This window comes from Pseudomonas sp. MB-090624 (assembly GCF_003205245.1).
GTDB classification, from domain to species: Bacteria; Pseudomonadota; Gammaproteobacteria; order Pseudomonadales; family Pseudomonadaceae; genus Aquipseudomonas; species Aquipseudomonas juntendi.
In genome coordinates this window covers 20,669-38,971 of the sequence record NZ_QJRK01000032.1, presented here as the reverse complement: position 1 = coordinate 38,971, position 18,303 = coordinate 20,669, and the positions used below count along the sequence as shown (strand labels likewise).

15 protein-coding genes and 2 tRNA genes are annotated in these 18,303 nt (G+C 61.0%); 1 reads left to right on the top strand and 16 read right to left on the bottom strand.

Annotation, left to right across the window (positions count from 1 at the left end):
* Window positions 1-93 precede the first annotated feature (93 nt).
* From infB to rlmE, 11 genes are all read right to left on the bottom strand, one after another.
* Window positions 94-2,622 carry a translation initiation factor IF-2 gene (infB, locus tag DMX12_RS18110; protein WP_009685350.1) on the bottom strand — a complete coding sequence of 843 codons (2,529 nt, stop codon included), beginning with the start codon at window positions 2,620-2,622 and terminating at the stop codon, window positions 94-96.
* 27 nt (window positions 2,623-2,649) lie between these two features.
* Entirely contained in the window at window positions 2,650-4,131 is a 1,482-nt protein-coding gene (gene nusA, locus DMX12_RS18105) for a transcription termination factor NusA (protein WP_009685349.1), read from the bottom strand.
* Window positions 4,132-4,190: 59 nt separating this feature from the next.
* Window positions 4,191-4,649, bottom strand: a complete 459-nt coding sequence (gene rimP / locus DMX12_RS18100) for a ribosome maturation factor RimP (protein WP_009685348.1) — start codon at window positions 4,647-4,649, stop codon at window positions 4,191-4,193.
* A gap of 129 nt (window positions 4,650-4,778) precedes the next feature.
* A tRNA-Met gene (locus tag DMX12_RS18095) sits at window positions 4,779-4,855 on the bottom strand.
* Between the two features lie 100 nt (window positions 4,856-4,955).
* Window positions 4,956-5,041: transfer RNA gene (locus DMX12_RS18090), tRNA-Leu, on the bottom strand.
* Between the two features lie 21 nt (window positions 5,042-5,062).
* Window positions 5,063-5,464 (bottom strand): preprotein translocase subunit SecG, encoded by a 402-nt coding sequence (gene secG / locus DMX12_RS18085; RefSeq protein ID WP_009685347.1) that lies wholly within the window; start codon window positions 5,462-5,464, stop codon window positions 5,063-5,065.
* Between the two features lie 4 nt (window positions 5,465-5,468).
* Entirely contained in the window at window positions 5,469-6,224 is a 756-nt protein-coding gene (tpiA, locus tag DMX12_RS18080) for a triose-phosphate isomerase (RefSeq protein ID WP_110679055.1), read from the bottom strand.
* A 65-nt stretch (window positions 6,225-6,289) separates the two neighbouring features.
* Window positions 6,290-7,630, bottom strand: a complete 1,341-nt coding sequence (gene glmM / locus DMX12_RS18075; RefSeq protein ID WP_009685345.1) for a phosphoglucosamine mutase — start codon at window positions 7,628-7,630, stop codon at window positions 6,290-6,292.
* Window positions 7,631-7,646: 16 nt separating this feature from the next.
* A complete protein-coding gene (gene folP, locus DMX12_RS18070; protein WP_029885742.1) occupies window positions 7,647-8,498 on the bottom strand; it encodes a dihydropteroate synthase in 852 nt (283 codons plus the stop codon).
* An 8-nt stretch (window positions 8,499-8,506) separates the two neighbouring features.
* Window positions 8,507-10,411 (bottom strand): ATP-dependent zinc metalloprotease FtsH, encoded by a 1,905-nt coding sequence (ftsH, locus tag DMX12_RS18065; protein ID WP_110679054.1) that lies wholly within the window; start codon window positions 10,409-10,411, stop codon window positions 8,507-8,509.
* 203 nt (window positions 10,412-10,614) lie between these two features.
* A complete protein-coding gene (gene rlmE, locus DMX12_RS18060) occupies window positions 10,615-11,241 on the bottom strand; it encodes a 23S rRNA (uridine(2552)-2'-O)-methyltransferase RlmE (RefSeq protein WP_009685342.1) in 627 nt (208 codons plus the stop codon).
* A 102-nt stretch (window positions 11,242-11,343) separates the two neighbouring features.
* Between rlmE and yhbY the strand changes: the two genes are divergently transcribed.
* Window positions 11,344-11,652 carry a ribosome assembly RNA-binding protein YhbY gene (yhbY, locus tag DMX12_RS18055; protein WP_009685341.1) on the top strand — a complete coding sequence of 103 codons (309 nt, stop codon included), beginning with the start codon at window positions 11,344-11,346 and terminating at the stop codon, window positions 11,650-11,652.
* 159 nt (window positions 11,653-11,811) lie between these two features.
* On the opposite strand, the gene DMX12_RS18050 is transcribed toward yhbY, so the two are convergent.
* The 5 genes from DMX12_RS18050 to dapB all read right to left on the bottom strand — a co-directional run bounded on the left by DMX12_RS18050 (window position 11,812) and on the right by dapB (window position 18,292).
* A complete protein-coding gene (locus DMX12_RS18050) occupies window positions 11,812-12,252 on the bottom strand; it encodes an MFS transporter (protein ID WP_110679053.1) in 441 nt (146 codons plus the stop codon).
* On the bottom strand, window positions 12,230-12,712 hold the full coding sequence (gene greA / locus DMX12_RS18045; RefSeq protein ID WP_029885744.1) for a transcription elongation factor GreA: 483 nt from the start codon (window positions 12,710-12,712) through the stop codon (window positions 12,230-12,232). The genes DMX12_RS18050 and greA overlap by 23 nt, the downstream gene beginning before the upstream one ends.
* The gene (carB, locus tag DMX12_RS18040; RefSeq protein ID WP_110679052.1) at window positions 12,709-15,930 is read right to left on the bottom strand and encodes a carbamoyl-phosphate synthase large subunit; all 3,222 of its coding nucleotides are present in this window, start codon (window positions 15,928-15,930) and stop codon (window positions 12,709-12,711) included. Before carB ends, greA begins: the two co-directional genes overlap by 4 nt.
* A 105-nt stretch (window positions 15,931-16,035) precedes the next feature.
* The gene (gene carA, locus DMX12_RS18035; RefSeq protein WP_003249935.1) at window positions 16,036-17,172 is read right to left on the bottom strand and encodes a glutamine-hydrolyzing carbamoyl-phosphate synthase small subunit; all 1,137 of its coding nucleotides are present in this window, start codon (window positions 17,170-17,172) and stop codon (window positions 16,036-16,038) included.
* A gap of 316 nt (window positions 17,173-17,488) precedes the next feature.
* Window positions 17,489-18,292, bottom strand: coding sequence for a 4-hydroxy-tetrahydrodipicolinate reductase (gene dapB / locus DMX12_RS18030; RefSeq protein WP_009685336.1), 804 nt, complete (start codon window positions 18,290-18,292; stop codon window positions 17,489-17,491).
* Window positions 18,293-18,303: the final 11 nt, after the last annotated feature.

Below are 18,303 nucleotides of genomic sequence, written 5' to 3'. Positions count from 1 at the left end.
GGCAAACGCCCGGGCAGACCTGAGCCTGACCGGGCGCTACCTGAAGAGGTACCGCAAGCCGCCCTGCAAGGGGCGCTTGCGGCTCGCTCGCCCTTAAAGGGTACGAGCCACCTGGACTTTCTCGAAGACTTCGATCTTGTCGCCGACCTTGACGTCGTTGTAGCTCTTGACGCCAATACCGCACTCCATGCCCGAACGCACTTCGGAGGCGTCGTCCTTGAAGCGACGCAGCGATTCCAGCTCGCCTTCGAAGATCACAACGTCGTCGCGCAGTACGCGGATCGGACGGTTGCGGTACACGGTACCCTCGATGACCATACAGCCAGCGATGGCGCCGAACTTCGGCGAACGGAACACGTCACGCACTTCGGCAACACCCAGGATGTTCTCGCGAACATCGCTGCCGAGCATGCCGGTCAGGGCCTTCTTGACGTCTTCGATGATGTCGTAGATCACGTTGTAGTAACGCATATCCAGACCTTCCTGCTCGACGATCTTGCGCGCACCGGCATCGGCACGCACGTTGAAGCCGAACAGTACAGCGTTCGAAGCCAGCGCCAGGTTGGCATCGCTCTCGGTGATACCACCGACGCCACCACCAATCACGCGCACTTGCACTTCGTCGTTGCCCAGGCCGCCAAGCGAACCCTGCAGCGCCTCGAGAGAACCACGCACATCGGTCTTGAGCACGATGTTGAGGGTTTTCTTCTCTTCCTGACCCATGGTCTCGAAGATGTTTTCCAGCTTGCCGGCGTGAGCGCGGGCCAGCTTGACCTCGCGGTACTTGCCTTGACGGAACATGGCAACTTCGCGGGCTTTCTTCTCGTCGGCAACCACGGACAGCTCGTCACCGGCTTCCGGGGTACCGTCCAGGCCAAGGATCTCGACCGGGATCGACGGGCCGGCTTCTTTCACAGGCTTGCCGTTCTCGTCGAGCATGGCACGCACGCGGCCATAGTTGGAACCGCAAAGCACCATGTCGCCCTGACGCAGCGTACCGTCCTGAACCAGGATGGTCGCGACCGGGCCGCGGCCCTTGTCCAGGCGCGATTCGACGACCACGCCACGACCAGGTGCAGTCGGGGTAGCAGTCAGCTCGAGGATCTCGGCCTGCAGCAGCACGGCTTCGAGCAGCTCGTCGACACCGGTACCCATCTTCGCCGATACCTTGACGAATGGCGTGTCACCACCCCAGTCCTCGGAGGTAACGCCTTCGACGGCCAGTTCGTTACGGATACGATCGAGGTCAGCACCCGGCTTGTCGATCTTGTTCACTGCAACCACCAGCGGAACGCCAGCTGCCTTGGCATGCTGAACCGCTTCGCGGGTTTGCGGCATTACGCCGTCGTCCGCCGCCACCACCAGGATGACGATGTCGGTCGCCTTGGCACCACGGGCACGCATCTGGGTGAACGCAGCGTGGCCCGGGGTATCGAGGAAGGTGACCATGCCGCGGTCGGTTTCCACGTGGTAGGCACCGATGTGCTGGGTAATGCCACCGGCTTCGCCAGCAGCAACCTTGGCACGACGGATGTAGTCGAGCAGCGAGGTCTTGCCATGGTCAACGTGACCCATGACGGTAACCACCGGCGCGCGGGACTCGGCCTGGCCTTCGAACTTCAGCGATTCGGCCAGGGAATCTTCCAGCGCGGTGTCGCTGATCAGCGTGACCTTGTGGCCCAGCTCTTCAGCGATCAGCTGGGCAGTTTCCTGGTCGAGCACCTGGTTGATGGTGACCGGAGTACCCATCTTGAACATGAACTTGACCACTTCAGCGGCCTTGACCGACATCTGCTGGGCCAGTTCGGAGACGGTGATGGTCTCGCCGATGGTCACGTCACGGATGACTGGACCGGTCGGGTTCTGGAAGCCGTGCTGGTTACGCTTCTTCAGCTTGCTCTTGCCACCACGACCACGACGGGCGCCGTCGCTCTCTTCATCGGTGGTACGCGGAGCGGCACGTGGCGTTGGAGCCTTTTCCTTCTCCTTGACCTTGACCTTGATCGACACACGAGGGGCTTCGCCACGACGACGGTCGTCATCACGGGTACGGCTCTCGTTGCGACGGGTCTCGTCCTTCTTGCGCTCGGCAGCACGGGCTGCAGCGTCTTCGGAGGCTGGCGCGTCGGCGACGACCGGGGCCGGGGCAGCGGCAGGAGCCGGCTCTGGCTTGGCGGCAGGCGCCGGGGCTGCTGTTGCGGTATCGGCAGCCTGACGGCGAGCCTGTTCCTCGTTGCGCTGGCGAACTTCGGCCTCGACCTTGTCGCGCGCGGCGTTTTCGGCCGCACGGCGCTCTTCCAGCTCACGCTTCTGCTCAGCCTGGATTTCTTCCGGGCTGCGCTGCACGAAAACTTTCTTCTTGCGTACTTCTACGCTGATGCTCTTGCTACCGGCGACACGCAGGGTGCTGGTGGTTTTGCGCTGCAAGGTAATCTTGCGCGGCTCTTCCGCCTTGCTCTTGTGGCTGCTTTTCAAATGAGTCAGCAGGGTCTGCTTCTCATTGTCGGTCACTACCTGACCGGCGTCGGTGTGCGGCAGACCTGCCTCACGCATCTGCTGCAGCAGGCGCTCTACCGGTGCCTCGACCTCTTGGGCCAGTTCTTTCACCGTGACTTGCGTCATGCACTTCTCTCCTCAGGCCGCGCCTAATTACTCGAACCAGTGGGCTCGGGCGGCCATGATCAACTTGCCGGCACGCTCTTCGTCGATGCCGTCGATGTCGAGCAGATCGTCGATCGACTGCTCGGCCAGGTCTTCGCGGTTAACCACGCCGCGCACCGCCAGTTCAGCCGCCAGGTCCTTGTCCATGCCCTCAAGGGAGAGCAGGTCTTCGGCCGGGTGGGCGTCTGCCAGTTTTTCTTCGGTAGCGATGGCCTTGGTCAACAAACGGTCCTTGGCTCGAGCGCGGAGCTCATTGACGATATCTTCGTCAAAGCCATCGATGTTGAGCATTTCTTCCAACGGTACGTAGGCAATTTCTTCGAGGCTGGTGAAGCCTTCGTCGACCAGCACTTGGGCCAGCTCCTCGTCGACTTCCAGTTCATCGATGAAATTGCGCAGGATGTCACCGGTTTCGGCCTGTTGCTTGGCCTGGATGTCCTTCTCGGTCATCACGTTCAAGGTCCAGCCGGTCAACTGACTGGCAAGACGAACGTTCTGACCGCCACGGCCAATGGCCTGGGCCAGGTTGTCCTCGGCGACGGCGATGTCCATGGCATGGGCATCTTCATCAACGATGATCGCCGCGACTTCAGCCGGCGACATGGCGTTGATGACGAACTGCGCCGGGTTATCGTCCCACAGGACGATATCCACACGCTCACCACCCAGCTCCCCGGATACAGCCTGGACGCGCGAACCACGCATGCCGATACAGGCACCTTGCGGGTCGATACGCTTGTCCTTGGAGCGGACGGCGATCTTGGCTCGCGAACCCGGGTCACGGGAAGCAGCCATGACTTCGATCAGGCCCTCGGCAATTTCCGGCACTTCAATGCGGAAAAGCTCGATCAGCATCTGCGGCGCGGTGCGCGACAGGATCAGCTGAGGGCCACGGTTTTCAGTGCGAATTTCCTTCAGCAGCGCACGCAGGCGCACGCCAACACGGAAGGTTTCGCGGGGAATGATGTCTTCGCGGGCCAACAGGGCCTCGGCGTTGTTGCCCAGGTCAACGATGACGTTGTCGCGGGTAACCTTTTTAACGGTACCGGAGATGATTTCGCCAACGCGTTCGCGGTAGGCATCGACCACCTGGGCACGCTCGGCCTCGCGGACCTTCTGCACGATGACCTGCTTGGCGGTCTGGGCGGCGATGCGACCAAATTCGATGGACTCGATCTTCTCTTCGATCACGTCACCTACCTTGGCTTCAGGGTGGGTGTCCTTGATCTTGTCCAGCCAGGTCTCGATCGCCGGATCGTCCAGATCGGCTTCATCGACCACGGTCCAGCGACGGAAGGTCTCGTAGCTACCGGTGTGGCGGTTGATTTCCACACGCAGATCGACTTCGTCTTCAAAACGTTTTTTGGTTGCAGTGGCCAGGGCCACCTCCAGCGCTTCGAAAATGACGCCGGGCGGTACACCTTTTTCGTTGGATACCGATTCAACAACCAGCAGTACTTCTTTGCTCATCGTACGCCTCGCCTTGCGCAAGCCATTGGGCCCGGATAGTCCGCCGGGCCCGGCACGTCTCAGTCAAAACTGGGAATAATATTGGCCTTGTCGATCGAATCGATCGGCAGAAGGAATTCCTGGTTGTCCACCTGGACCACCACGTCCTGCTCCTCCACACCGCGGAGAAGGCCCTGGAAGTTACGACGACCCTCGAAGGGTGAGCGCAGCTTGATCTTCACTTGTTCGCCGGCATGCGAGGCAAACTGTTCCAGAGTGAACAGTGGGCGATCCATGCCTGGGGAAGACACCTCGAGGGTGTATTCACTGCTGATTGGATCTTCCACATCGAGGATTGCGCTGGCCTGACGGCTGACTGCTTCGCAATCGTCCACCAGAATACCGCCTTCCTTGTCGATGTAGATGCGCAATACCGAATGCTTACCCTGGGAAACGAACTCGATCCCCCAGCATTGATAGCCCAGACCCTCGACAACCGGGGCCAACAAGGCCTGCAACTGTTCTAGCTTGCTCGACACCTGAACCCCCTCGTGCATGCTGTGCAAATAAAAAATGGGCAAAGCGCCCATCCCTGAAAGCGCCGTTGGACAACGACGCCGAAACTGTTCGGTTAGCAAAAAGCCCCTGAAAAGGGGCTCCGCTGAAGCTGGTTGCGGGGGCTGGATTTGAACCAACGACCTTCGGGTTATGAGCCCGACGAGCTACCAAGCTGCTCCACCCCGCGACAAAGCTGGGGCGAAAGTATAAGACCGAACCCTGCTGAGGGTCAAATCCAAACCTTCACCTGCAAGAAAGCCCGCTAAAGCGGGCTCTCAAGCTTCAATTGGTACCGAGAAGGGGACTCGAACCCCTACACCCTATGGGCACAACCACCTCAAGGTTGCGTGTCTACCAATTCCACCACCTCGGCAATACTACTACTTGAAACCCGTTACTTCTGCTCTTCTGCCGGAGGAGGTACATCACCCGTATTAGGAGTGGCTTCGCTCTTCTGCTGCTGTTGGAGCACCGGTACATCATCATTGACTGCCGGTTTTTGCGGCTCTTTCACTTCTAGCACTGCTGGATCTGGAAGACCTGCTTGGCTAAGCTGGTGAGCTTGTTGCTTCGCGAAGTATCCTAACCCAAGTGCTGTCAAAAAGAAAGTGGCAGCGAGTATAGCAGTTAATTTACTTAGGAACGTTGCAGAGCCTTGGCTCCCGAACACGGTATTAGAAGCACCCGCGCCGAAAGATGCACCTGCTTCAGCACCTTTACCCTGTTGCAACAGTACCAGCACTACTAGCGAAAGCGCTGCCAACAGATGAAAAACAACGATGACTGTTTCCAGCATTTGTTCAGTTTCCTGCGGCGCGACAAATTGCACCGAATTCGTCTGCGTTCAGGGACGCTCCACCAATGAGCCCCCCATCGATATCCGGCATGCCGAACAGTTCGGCCGCATTGGCCGCCTTCACGCTGCCGCCGTAGAGCAACTGCACCTTCGCAGCCACTTCAGCATCTTCTGCCGCCAGCTGGCCGCGGATGGCGGCGTGCACATCCTGGGCCTGCTGTGGCGTGGCCGTAAGGCCAGTGCCGATGGCCCATACAGGCTCATAGGCAATTACTGCATCGGCAAAAGCCTTAACACCGAATGCTTCGATGATACTGCTTAGTTGACGCCCAACAACTTCGAGCGTTTTGCCTGCCTCGCGCTCTTCCAGGGTTTCCCCTATGCAAAGCACTGGCTTCAAACCTTTGGCCTGGGCCGCTGCAAACTTGCGATTCAGCACTTCGTCGGTTTCACCAATGATCTGGCGACGCTCGGAATGGCCAATCAACACCAACTTGCAACCTGCTTCAACCAGCTGCTCGGGAGCAACTTCCCCGGTCAGCGCACCCTGTTCGGGTTGTACAGCAGAATTCTGTGCACCGACAGTAATTTCTTTACCCGCCAGGCCATCGATCACTTGATTGATGAACAAGGCCGGTGGAAATACTGCGACTTCCACTCCGCTCGGCAAGGCGAGATTGCACAAGCCTTCGGTCAGCTCAGCGACGCTAGCGCGGGTACCGTGCATCTTCCAGTTACCAGCTACCATAGGGCGACGCATGCTTTACCTCGTCGGTCAAAGTGGGCGCAGATCTTACCCAACCAGATCTGCGCTGGCAAGCGCCTTCAGACACAAACTTCGCCAACCAGTTTGGCCAGGGCTTCGGCATGGCCACGCACCTGCGCTTCGTCCTCGCCTTCGACCATTACCCGCACCAGCGGCTCGGTACCGGACTTGCGCAACAGCACACGCCCGCGCCCCGCCAGCGCCTCGGTGACCTTGGCGCTGGCTTCCTGCACGGCCGGGTGCTGCAGCGGGTCGACCTTGCTGCCGCCAAAGCGCACATTGATCAGCACCTGCGGGCATTTGCGCAGGGCCTGGCGGGCCTGGGCCAGGCCTTCGCCGCGGCGCTTGAGCGCCATCAGCACCTGCAACGCGGCAATGATCGCGTCACCGGTAGTGGTGTAGTTGCAGCACACCACGTGGCCCGAGTTCTCGCCGCCCACCAGCCACTCACGCTCAAGCAGCTCGGCCATCACATAACGGTCACCGACCTTGGCCCGCACGAAGGGGATATCCAGGTCCTTGAGCGCCAGCTCCAGGCCCAGGTTGCTCATCAGCGTACCCACTACCCCGCCCTGGAGCTTGCCACGCTCCTGCAGGTCGCGGGCAATGATGAACAGCAACTCGTCGCCATCGACGATCGCCCCGGTGTGATCGACCATCAGTACGCGGTCACCGTCACCGTCGAAGGCAATGCCGAGGTCGGCATGCCCGACCAGCACCGCAGCCTGCAGCGATTCGATATGGGTCGAGCCGCAGTTTTCGTTGATGTTCAACCCGTCGGGCTGGGCATGCAGCACAGTGACATCGGCACCCAGCTCGCGGAACACGCTTGGCGCAACCTTGTAAGTGGCACCATGGGCGCAATCGACCACCAGCTTGAGGCCTGCGAAACTGGTGCTGCTCGGTACGCTGCTCTTGCAGAACTCGATGTAGCGGCCAGCAGCATCGTTGATACGCGACACCTTGCCCAGCTTGCTCGACTCGACCACGGTCATCGGCTGATCGAGCAGTTCCTCGATCATCAGTTCGACGTCGTCCGGCAGCTTGGTGCCCTGGCCCGAGAAGAACTTGATGCCGTTGTCGTCATGCGGGTTGTGCGAGGCACTGATGACGATACCGGCTTCGGCGTGGAAGGTACGTGTAAGGTAGGCGATGGCCGGTGTCGGCATCGGCCCCAGCAGCATCACGTCGGCGCCTGCCGCCGACAGGCCGGCTTCGAGGGCAGACTCGAACATATAGCCGGAGATACGCGTGTCCTTGCCCACCAGCACCCGGCAGTGGCCGAGCTTGCGGAAGGCCATGCCGGCCGCCCAACCCAGCTTCAGCATGAAGTCCGGGGTGATCGGGTATTCGCCGACGCGGCCACGAATGCCGTCGGTACCAAAGTATTTTCTGCTCATAGGGACTCCAATGTTCTTATTCGGCGCCTTGTACCGCAGCGATCATGCGCACCACATCGACCGTTTCGGCCACGTCGTGGACACGCAGGATGCTCGCGCCCTTGGTCATGGCCAGGGCCGCCAGTGCCAGGCTGCCGTACAGGCGCTCGTCGACCGGACGTTCCAGCGTCAGGCCGATCATGCTCTTTCGCGAGACGCCCACCAGGAGTGGGCGCCCAAGACGATGGAGCGTTTCCATGTGCTTGAACAGGCTCAGGTTGTGCGCCAGCGTTTTGGCGAAACCGAAGCCCGGGTCAAGGATGATGCGTTGTTCATCAATACCGGCCGATGCGCAGGCCGCCATGCGCTGCTGCAGATACCGGGCAACATCGGCAGTCACGTTCTCGTAGTGCGGGTCGTCCTGCATGTTGCCCGGCTCGCCACGCATGTGCATCAGGCACACCGGCAGGCCGGTGGCGGCAGCGGCATCCAGGGCGCCGTCGCGCTCCAGGCCACGCACGTCGTTGATCAACCCGGCGCCAAGGCGCGCAGACTCACGCATGACGGCCGGGGTCGAGGTATCGACGGAAATGACCACGTCCAGGCGACTGTTGATGGCCTCGACCATCGGCGCCACACGCTCGAGCTCCTCGGTGACCGAAACGGCGCGCGCCCCAGGCCGGGTGGACTCACCACCGATGTCGATCAGAGTGGCACCGGCGGCAACCATGGCTTCGGCATGGCGCAAGGCCTCGTCGCGCTGGTTGAAGCGCCCGCCATCGGAGAAGGAATCGGGGGTGATATTGAGAATACCCATGACATGGGTACGTGACAAATCAAGAACCCGGTTGCCGCAAGGCAACCGGGTCGGGTACTGCACTGAGCTCATAGATGCCCTTAGTGTTGAGCTGCCGGGCCGCCAATCGGCGATTCCGGACGATCGTTCTGGGCAGCAGGCGTGCCCGAATCCGTATCATCGTCCCAGTCACGCGGCTCGCGCGGCGTACGCCCAGCCATGATGTCGTCGATCTGATCGGCATCAATGGTCTCATACTTCATCAGCGCTTCGGTCATTGCTTCGAGCTTGTCGCGGTTTTCAACCAGCAACTGCTTGGCCGTGGCGTAGCACTGGTCAATGATGCTGCGCACCTCGGAGTCGATCAGACTGGCGGTTTCGCCGGAAACGCTGGCGTGCTGGCTGGCAGCGCTGCGGCCCAGGAACACCTCGCCGTCTTCTTCGGCATACATCAACGGACCGAGTTTTTCGGACAGGCCCCACTTGGTCACCATGTTTCGTGCGATCTGGCTGGCACGCATGATGTCGTTGGAAGCGCCGGTGGTAACCCCGTCGAAGCCCAGGGTCATCTCTTCGGCAATACGACCGCCGTACAGCGAGCAGATCTGGCTGATCAAGGCACGCTTGGACAGGCTGTAACGGTCCTCTTCCGGCAGGAACATAGTCACACCCAGGGCACGACCACGCGGGATGATCGAAACCTTGTAGACCGGGTCGTGCTCAGGCACCAGGCGGCCGACGATGGCGTGGCCTGCCTCGTGGTAGGCAGTGTTACGTTTTTCTTTCTCGGACATGACCATGGTCTTGCGCTCGGCGCCCATCATGATCTTGTCCTTGGCCAGCTCGAACTCCTTCATCTCCACCAGGCGCTTGTTGGAGCGGGCGGCAAACAGGGAAGCTTCGTTGACCAGGTTGGCCAGGTCGGCACCGGAGAAGCCCGGCGTACCCCGCGCGATAACGGCCGGGTTGACGTTCTCGCTGACCGGCACCTTGCGCATGTGCACCTTCAGGATCTGCTCGCGGCCGCGGATGTCCGGCAGGCCGACCACCACCTGGCGGTCGAAACGGCCGGGGCGCAGCAGCGCCGGGTCGAGTACGTCCGGGCGGTTGGTGGCGGCGATGACGATGATGCCATCGTTCATCTCGAAGCCGTCCATTTCCACCAGCAACTGGTTCAGGGTTTGCTCACGCTCGTCGTGACCACCGCCCATGCCGGCACCACGGTGGCGACCCACGGCGTCGATCTCGTCGATGAAGATGATGCACGGTGCATGCTTCTTGGCCTGTTCGAACATGTCGCGCACACGGCTGGCACCGACACCGACGAACATTTCAACGAAGTCCGAACCGGAAATGGTGAAGAACGGGACTTTTGCCTCACCGGCAATGGCCTTGGCCAGCAGGGTTTTACCGGTACCGGGTGGGCCTACCATCAGCACGCCCCGCGGAATACGGCCGCCCAGGCGCTGGAACTTGCCCGGGTCACGCAAGAACTCGACCAGCTCGCCAACTTCTTCCTTGGCCTCATCGCAACCGGCGACGTCGGCCAGGGTCGTCTTGACCTGGTCTTCGGACAGCAGGCGCGCCTTGCTCTTGCCAAAGCTCATGGGCCCCCCTTTACCACCGGCACCGCCCTGCATCTGGCGCATGAAGAACATGAACACGGCGATGATCACCAGGATCGGGAAGCTTGCTACCAATAGCTGCGTCCAGATGCTCTGCTGCTCAGGCTGCTTGCCTTCGACCACTACGTGGTTGTCGACGAGGTCGCCGATCAGGCCGTTATCGGTGATGGCCGGGCGCACGGTCTTGAAGCTGTCGCCATCGGAGCGCTTGCCGGTAATGATGTAGCCGTCGACGGTCACACGCTCGACCTTGCCATCCTTGACCTGCTGGATGAAGTCGGAGTAGTTGAGGGTCTGCGGCTCGTTAGGGCTGGAGAAGTTGTTCATCACTGTCACCAGGACAGCTGCGATGATCAACCACAGGATCAGATTCTTTGCCATGTCGTTCAATTCGCTACCCTCTGAGGCCGGCGCACGACGCAGCCGTGCCTCGCATGATATTCATCGCCCTAACTTACTACATTACCTACGCAGCCGCAGGCACCGTCTGTAACCCTTTGTGAAAGCTAGACTACACGAAGTTCGGACGATCCTGACGCCGCGGCCGATTGGAAATAACTATCGGCCGCCGCGCTTCACGCCTTTCAAGCGCCTTTGAAACCTTTGCCCAACAGGTACTGTTCACGCGAGCGGTCCCGCGATGAAGAAGGCTTGCGCATCTGCACCTTGTCGAACTTGGTGCGCACGTCCTTCAGGTACATGTCGAAACCTTCGCCCTGGAAAATCTTGATCAGGAAATCCCCGCCAGGCTTGAGCACGCGGGTTGCCAGGTCCAGGGCCAGCTCGCAGAGGAACATGGCACGTGGCATGTCCACTTCGGGCGTACCACTCATATTGGGGGCCATGTCGGAAATCACAAGGTCCACGTGCGAATCACCGACCGCGTCGAGGATTTGCTGGAGCACGGCGTCTTCGGTGAAATCGCCCTGGATAAAGGTAACGTCGGGGATCGAGTCCATTTCCAGGATATCCGAAGCGATCAGCCGGCCCTGGCCGCCAATCAGACGACTGGTCACCTGCGACCACCCGCCCGGGGCCGCACCCAGGTCGATTACGCTCATGCCGGGGCGGATCAGGCGGTCCTTCTCCTGGATCTCCAGCAGTTTGTAGCTCGCACGCGAGCGGTAGCCGTCCTTCTGTGCCTGTTTCACAAAAGGATCGTTGAAATGCTCTCGCAGCCAGTTTGCGCTGCTTTTGGAACGTTGTACCACGGGGCACCTCGATGATATGCGTCGTGATTGACTGGGCGGAGCCGGTGGCCCTCGGGTAAAATGCCGGTCAATTTTACAGAATCAGACGGAAAGGGTCAGATTATGCCGCTCAATAACGAGCAGAAGAAGCAATACAAGTCCATTGGTCATGACCTGAAGCCGGTCCTGATCGTTGCTGGCAATGGTTTGAATGAAGGCGTGGTCGCCGAGCTGGAACGCGCACTGGTCGATCATGAACTGATCAAGGTCGAGATTCGCTCGGAAGACCGCGAAGAACGCGCCGAGACCATCGCCGAGCTGTGCAAGGCCGGCCGCGCCGAACTGGTGCAGACCATCGGCAAGAAAGCCCTGATCTACCGCAAGAACCCACAACCGAACAAGCAGCTGTCCAACATTCACCGTTACAAGTAACGGAAAGGATAGCGCGACTCCTGTGTAGGAGCGGCCTTGTGTCGCGATGGGCTGCGAAGCGGCCCCCTGCAATATCTTTGGTTAAGCTGATATCTGGGGGCTGCTTCGCAGCCCATCGCGACACAAGGCCGCTCCTACAAGGGACTGCAACAGCCTGGGCTAGCGCCGGGCTTTGACCGGCACCGGCTGGGCCACCAGCACGATGCCGGAGAAGCCCAGCACCAGGAAGCAGAACATCTGCCAGCGCTCGCCAACGGAAATGCCGTAACGCAGGGTGTAGTACCCCACACACGCACCGAAGCCGAGCAACAGCATCTGGCCGCGAAACTGCCGCCACCAGGCCGCCAGGCCTTCCACCCTTGCCAGCACAGCCAGCTGGGCCAACAAGCCAAGCAACGCCACGCCGATCAACCAGCGGTCGATCTGCCCGGCGATATCCTGCACCAGCAGCGGCGCCAGGCCACTGACCTTGAGCGCAGGCACCAGCCCCACATGGAACACCCACAGGCCACCGACCCAGAACACCTGGGCCAGTTGCCAGAGGATCCCCTCGAGGGATGGCGCCCGCAGGCGCCGGTCAGATGTGTTTGACTTCGACAATCTCGTACTCGACCGTACCGTTAGGCGTCTTGACGACAACGGTATCCCCTTCTTCCTTGCCAATGATGGCACGGGCAATCGGGGCGCTGTTCGACAGCTTGCCTTTCTTCACATCGGCTTCATCTTCGCCAACGATCTGATAGGTCACTTCTTCATCGGTTTCGGTGTTGGCCAGCACCACGGTGGTGCCAAAAATCACCTTGCCGGTGTGAGCGATGGTGGTGACGTCGATCACCACCGAGTTCTGCAGGCGGCCTTCGATATCGCGGATACGCGCCTCGACCATGCCCTGCTCTTCACGCGCGGCATGGTATTCGGCGTTTTCCTTGAGGTCGCCCAGCTCACGCGCTTCACCAATGGCTTGGCTCAGGCGCGGGCGCTCGGTCTTGCTCAGGAAGGTCAGCTCCTCTTCCAGGGCGCGAGCGCCCTGGACGGTCATCGGGTATTTGGTAATGCTCATGCTTTGAGTCCTGCATGCAGATCCTGCAGGCGACGAACAGTCTTCTCTGGACCGAATTTCAACGCCTCGCAGATGGCTTCACCAGCCGCAATGGTAGTGGTGCAGTAAATCTTGTGCTGCAGCGCATTGCGACGAATCGAGTAGGAGTCGGCGATCGACTGGCGGCCTTCGGTGGTGTTGATGATCAGCGACACTTCGTCGTTCTTGATCATGTCGACCACGTGCGGGCGGCCTTCGGTCACCTTGTTCACGCGGCGCACTTTCAGGCCAGCCGCCTCGATAACCTTGGCGGTGCCGGCAGTAGCAACCACTTCGAAGCCCAGGCCGATCAGGTCACGGGCAACGCCAGCCACTTGTGGCTTGTCGTCGTCACGCACGCTGATGAACGCGGTGCCGCCAGTAGGCAGCACTTCGCTGGCACCCATCTGGGCCTTGGCGAAGGCTTCACCGAAGCTGTCACCAACACCCATGACCTCACCGGTCGATTTCATCTCAGGGCCGAGGATCGGGTCAACCCCTGGGAACTTGGCGAACGGGAAGACGGCTTCCTTGACGCTGTAGAAGTTCGGGATGATTTCCTGGGTGAAGCCCAGCTCTTTGAGGGTTTTGCCAGCCATGACGCGGGCCGCGATCATGGCCAGGGAAGTGCCGATGCACTTGGACACGAACGGCACGGTACGCGATGCACGCGGGTTGACTTCGATCACGTAGATCTTGTCGCCCTGCAGGGCCAGCTGCACGTTCATCAGGCCGACCACGCCCAGCTCCAGGGCCATTTTCTTGACCTGTTCGCGCACTTCGTCCTGCACGCCCTTGCTCAGCGAGTAAGGTGGCAGCGAGCATGCCGAGTCACCGGAGTGAACGCCGGCCTGTTCGATGTGCTGCATGATCGCGCCGATGACCACGTCGGTACCGTCGCACACCGCATCCACGTCCATTTCGATGGCGCAGTTGAGGAAGTGGTCGAGCAGTACCGGGCTGTCGTTGGAAACCTGAACAGCCTCACGCAGGTAGCGCTTGAGCTCGTCCAGTTCGTAGACGATCTCCATGGCACGGCCACCCAGTACATAGGATGGGCGCACGACCAGCGGGTAGCCGATGCTGCCGGCGGCACGAATGGCCTCTTCTTCGCTGCGCACGGTCGCGTTTGGCGGCTGCAGCAGGTTCAGGCGCTGGACCATCTGCTGGAAGCGCTCGCGGTCTTCGGCGCGGTCGATGGCGTCCGGGCTGGTACCGATGATCGGCACACCGGCCTCTTCCAGGGCGCGCGCCAGTTTCAGCGGGGTCTGGCCGCCGTAGTGCACGATCACGCCTTTGGGCTTCTCGACGCGGCACACTTCCAGCACGTCTTCCAGGGTCAGCGGCTCGAAGTACAGGCGGTCGGAGGTGTCGTAGTCGGTGGAAACGGTTTCCGGGTTGCAGTTGACCATGATGGTCTCGTAACCGTCGTCACGCAGCGCCAGGGCCGCGTGTACGCAGCAGTAGTCGAACTCGATACCTTGGCCGATACGGTTCGGGCCACCGCCCAGGATCATGATCTTGTCACGGGTCGACGGGTTGGCCTCGCACTCTTCCTCGTAGGTGGAGTACAGGTAGGCGGTGTCGGTGGCGAACTCGGCGGCGCAGGTGTCGACGCGCTTGTACACCGGGAACACTTCGAGCTTGTGGCGGTGGCGGCGCAGGTTCTTGTCGGTAATACCCAACAGCTTGGCCAGGCGCTGGTCAGAGAAGCCCTTGCGCTTGAGGCGCAGCATGTAGTCCTTGTCGATGGCCGACAGGGCCAGGGTCTTGACCTTCTCTTCTTCTTTGATCAGGTCTTCCATCTGCACCAGGAACCACATGTCGATGCCGGTCAGATTGAAGATTTCTTCGCAGGTCATGCCCGAACGCATGGCGTCGGCGACATACCAGATACGCTCGGCACCCGGCACGGTCAGCTCGCGCTTGAGGATGCTGGCAGCTTCCGGGCTGGCCAGGTCGACTTTCGGGTCGAGGCCGCAAGCGCCGACTTCCAGGCCACGCAGGGCTTTCTGCAGCGACTCCTGGAAGGTACGGCCGATGGCCATGACTTCACCCACGGACTTCATCTGGGTGGTCAGGCGGGCGTCGGCCTTGGGGAATTTCTCGAAGGCGAAGCGCGGCAGCTTGGTGACCACGTAGTCGATCGACGGCTCGAAGGAGGCCGGGGTACGGCCGCCGGTGATGTCGTTCTGCAGCTCGTCGAGGGTGTAGCCGATGGCCAGCTTGGCGGCGATCTTGGCGATCGGGAAGCCGGTAGCCTTGGACGCCAGTGCCGAGGAACGCGAAACGCGCGGGTTCATCTCGATCACGACCATGCGGCCGGTGTTCGGGCAGATACCGAACTGCACGTTGGAACCGCCGGTTTCCACACCAATTTCACGCAGCACCGCCAGCGAGGCGTTGCGCATGATCTGGTATTCCTTGTCGGTCAGGGTCTGCGCCGGGGCAACCGTGATCGAATCACCGGTGTGCACGCCCATCGGGTCGAAGTTCTCGATGGAGCAGACGATGATGCAGTTGTCCTTTTTGTCGCGGACCACTTCCATCTCGTACTCTTTCCAGCCGATCAGCGATTCGTCGATCAGCAGTTCCTTGGTTGGCGACAAGTCCAGACCACGGGTGCAGATTTCTTCGAATTCTTCACGGTTGTAGGCAATACCGCCGCCAGTGCCGCCCATGGTGAACGACGGGCGGATGATGCAAGGGAAGCCCAGCTTCTCCAGCACCGCATTGGCCTCTTCCATGCTGTGGGCGATACCCGAACGCGGGCACTCCAGGCCGATGTCCTTCATGGCCTTGTCGAAGCGCGAGCGGTCTTCGGCCTTGTCGATGGTGTCGGCGTTGGCACCGATCATCTCTACGCCGAACTTTTCCAGAACGCCGTGGCGCTCCAGGTCCAGGGCGCAGTTCAGTGCAGTCTGGCCACCCATGGTCGGCAGCACGGCGTCTGGGCGCTCTTTCTCGATGATCTTGGCCACCGACTGCCACTTGATCGGCTCGATGTAGGTGGCGTCGGCCATGGCCGGGTCGGTCATGATGGTGGCTGGGTTGGAGTTCACCAGGATGACGCGGAAACCTTCCTCGCGCAGGGCTTTGCAAGCCTGGGCGCCGGAGTAGTCGAATTCACAGGCCTGGCCGATCACGATCGGGCCAGCGCCGAGAATCAGGATGCTTTTGATGTCTGTACGTTTTGGCATGGTGGTCACTCAAATCCGGGGTCAGTCGGCAAGCCGCTTTGAACAATCTGGGTCAGGCGCTGCCGGGCGCGGCGTGTGCCGGCCCGGGGCCTTGAAGCAGGATGCTCAGCGGCGCTTGGCCATGGCATCGGTGAAACGATCGAACAGTGGCGCGACGTCGGTCGGGCCTGGGCTCGCTTCAGGGTGGCCCTGGAAGCTGAACGCGCTCTTGTCGGTACGCTCGATACCCTGCAGGGTGCCGTCGAACAGCGACTTGTGGATGGCGCGGACATTGCCCGGCAGGGTGGCTTCGTCAACGGCAAAGCCGTGGTTCTGGCTGGTGATCATGACCACGCCGGTGTCCAGGTCTTGCACCGGGTGGTTGGCACCGTGGTGGCCATGGCCCATTTTCACTGTCTTGGCACCGGAGGCCAGCGCCAGCAACTGGTGGCCCAGGCAGATGCCGAATACCGGAATCTCGGTTTCGAGGATTTCCTTGATGGCCTGGATGGCGTAGTCGCACGGCTCGGGGTCGCCAGGGCCGTTGGACAGGAACACGCCGTCCGGGTTGAGCGCCAGCACTTCGCTGGCCGGGGTCTGGGCCGGCACCACGGTCACGCGGCAGCCACGGGCAACCAGCATGCGCAGGATGTTCAGCTTGACGCCGTAGTCGAAGGCCACCACGTGGTAGGGCAGGTCGGCCGCGTCGATGGTCGGGTGGCTGTCGGTTTTCAGCTCCCACACGCTGGAGCGCCACTCGTAGCGTTCCTTGGTGGAAACCACCTTGGCCAGGTCCATGCCCTTGAGGCCCGGGAAACCGCGGGCAGCGGCGATGGCCGCCTCTTCGCTGATGTTGTCACCCGCCAGGATGCAGCCGTTCTGGGCGCCCTTCTCACGCAGGATGCGGGTGAGGCGACGGGTGTCGATGCCGGCGATGGCAACCACATTGTTGGCCTTGAGGTACTCCGGCAGCGACTGGGTGTTGCGCCAGTTGCTGGCCAGCAGCGGCAGGTCACGGATGACCAGGCCGGCGGACCACACGCGGTTGGACTCGGCGTCTTCCGGGGTGGTACCGGTGTTGCCGATGTGCGGGTAGGTCAGGGTGACGATTTGCTGCGCGTAGGAAGGGTCTGTAAGGATTTCCTGGTAGCCGGTCATAGCGGTGTTGAATACCACCTCACCAACGGTCTGACCGTCGGCACCAATGGCTTCACCGCGAAAAATACTGCCGTCGGCAAGGGCGAGTATGGCTGGCTTTGTCAAGAAGACCTCCCGTAAATCAAGCATGAAAGGGCGATCGCAGGTTGCAAAAAAGCGGAGTGACGTATGGACACGTCACCCCGCTTTCATGTGCTGAATTCAATTCGCTGCGCGCTTTTAGTGGACACACTAAAGCTGTAGCTTACAGAAAAGTGCGTTTTCGGTCTACCGCATATGTGCCTCTAAAACACATCGATGCGACAGGCTGACTATTGTGTTGGCTTCTTCGCGGGCTTGCCCGCACCCACAGGGCTTGGGCCTTGCACAAAACCTGTAGGAGCGGGCAAACCCGCGAATAACCCAACACAGCCCTCACTGCTTAACGCAGATCAAGCACATCTTGCATGTCGTACAGGCCAGGCTCACGCCCGTCGAGCCACAGCGCCGCACGCACCGCGCCCTTGGCGAAGGTCATGCGGCTGGAGGCCTTGTGGGTGATCTCCAGGCGCTCGCCTTCTGCAGCGAACAGCACGGTGTGATCACCGACCACATCGCCGGCACGTACAGTGGCAAAGCCGATCGTCTTGCGGTCGCGCGCGCCAGTCTGCCCTTCACGGCCATACACGGCCACTTCCTGCAGGTCGCGGCCCAGCGCGTTGGCAACCACTTCACCCATGCGCAACGCCGTACCCGAAGGGGCATCGACCTTGTGGCGGTGGTGCGCCTCGATGATTTCGATATCCACATCATCGCCCAGCACGCGCGCCGCCATGTCGAGCAACTTCAGGCTCAGGTTGACGCCAACGCTGAAGTTGGCAGCGAACACGATTGGAATGTCCTTGCCCGCCTCGGCCAGCAACTGCTTTTCTTCGACGGTGAAACCGGTGGTACCGATGACCATGGCCTTGCCGTGCTTGCGGCAGAACGCCAGGTTCTTCAGGGTGACCGACGGGTGGGTGAAATCGATCAGCACGTCGAACTCGTCCACCACCTTGGCCAGGTCGTCGGACAGCAGCACACCAATGCGCCCCAGGGCCGCCAGTTCACCGGCATCGGCGCCGACCAGCGAGCTGTCCGGGCGGTCGACCGCCGCCGTCAGCCCGGCGCCGGGTTGCTGCTGCACGGCCTCGATGAGGGTCTTGCCCATACGCCCTGCCGCGCCCATCACTGCAATACGTCGCATAGCCTTTTCCT

Coding starts and splice junctions, on each gene's coding strand:
- infB (WP_009685350.1), bottom strand. CDS start 2,622: ATGACGCAAGTCACGGTGAAAGAACTGGCCCAAGAGGTCGAGGCACCG.
- nusA (WP_009685349.1), bottom strand. CDS start 4,131: ATGAGCAAAGAAGTACTGCTGGTTGTTGAATCGGTATCCAACGAAAAA.
- secG (WP_009685347.1), bottom strand. CDS start 5,464: ATGCTGGAAACAGTCATCGTTGTTTTTCATCTGTTGGCAGCGCTTTCG.
- tpiA (WP_110679055.1), bottom strand. CDS start 6,224: ATGCGTCGCCCTATGGTAGCTGGTAACTGGAAGATGCACGGTACCCGC.
- glmM (WP_009685345.1), bottom strand. CDS start 7,630: ATGAGCAGAAAATACTTTGGTACCGACGGCATTCGTGGCCGCGTCGGC.
- folP (WP_029885742.1), bottom strand. CDS start 8,498: ATGAGCTCAGTGCAGTACCCGACCCGGTTGCCTTGCGGCAACCGGGTT.
- ftsH (WP_110679054.1), bottom strand. CDS start 10,411: ATGGCAAAGAATCTGATCCTGTGGTTGATCATCGCAGCTGTCCTGGTG.
- yhbY (WP_009685341.1), top strand. CDS start 11,344: ATGCCGCTCAATAACGAGCAGAAGAAGCAATACAAGTCCATTGGTCAT.
- greA (WP_029885744.1), bottom strand. CDS start 12,712: ATGAGCATTACCAAATACCCGATGACCGTCCAGGGCGCTCGCGCCCTG.
- carB (WP_110679052.1), bottom strand. CDS start 15,930: ATGCCAAAACGTACAGACATCAAAAGCATCCTGATTCTCGGCGCTGGC.
- dapB (WP_009685336.1), bottom strand. CDS start 18,292: ATGCGACGTATTGCAGTGATGGGCGCGGCAGGGCGTATGGGCAAGACC.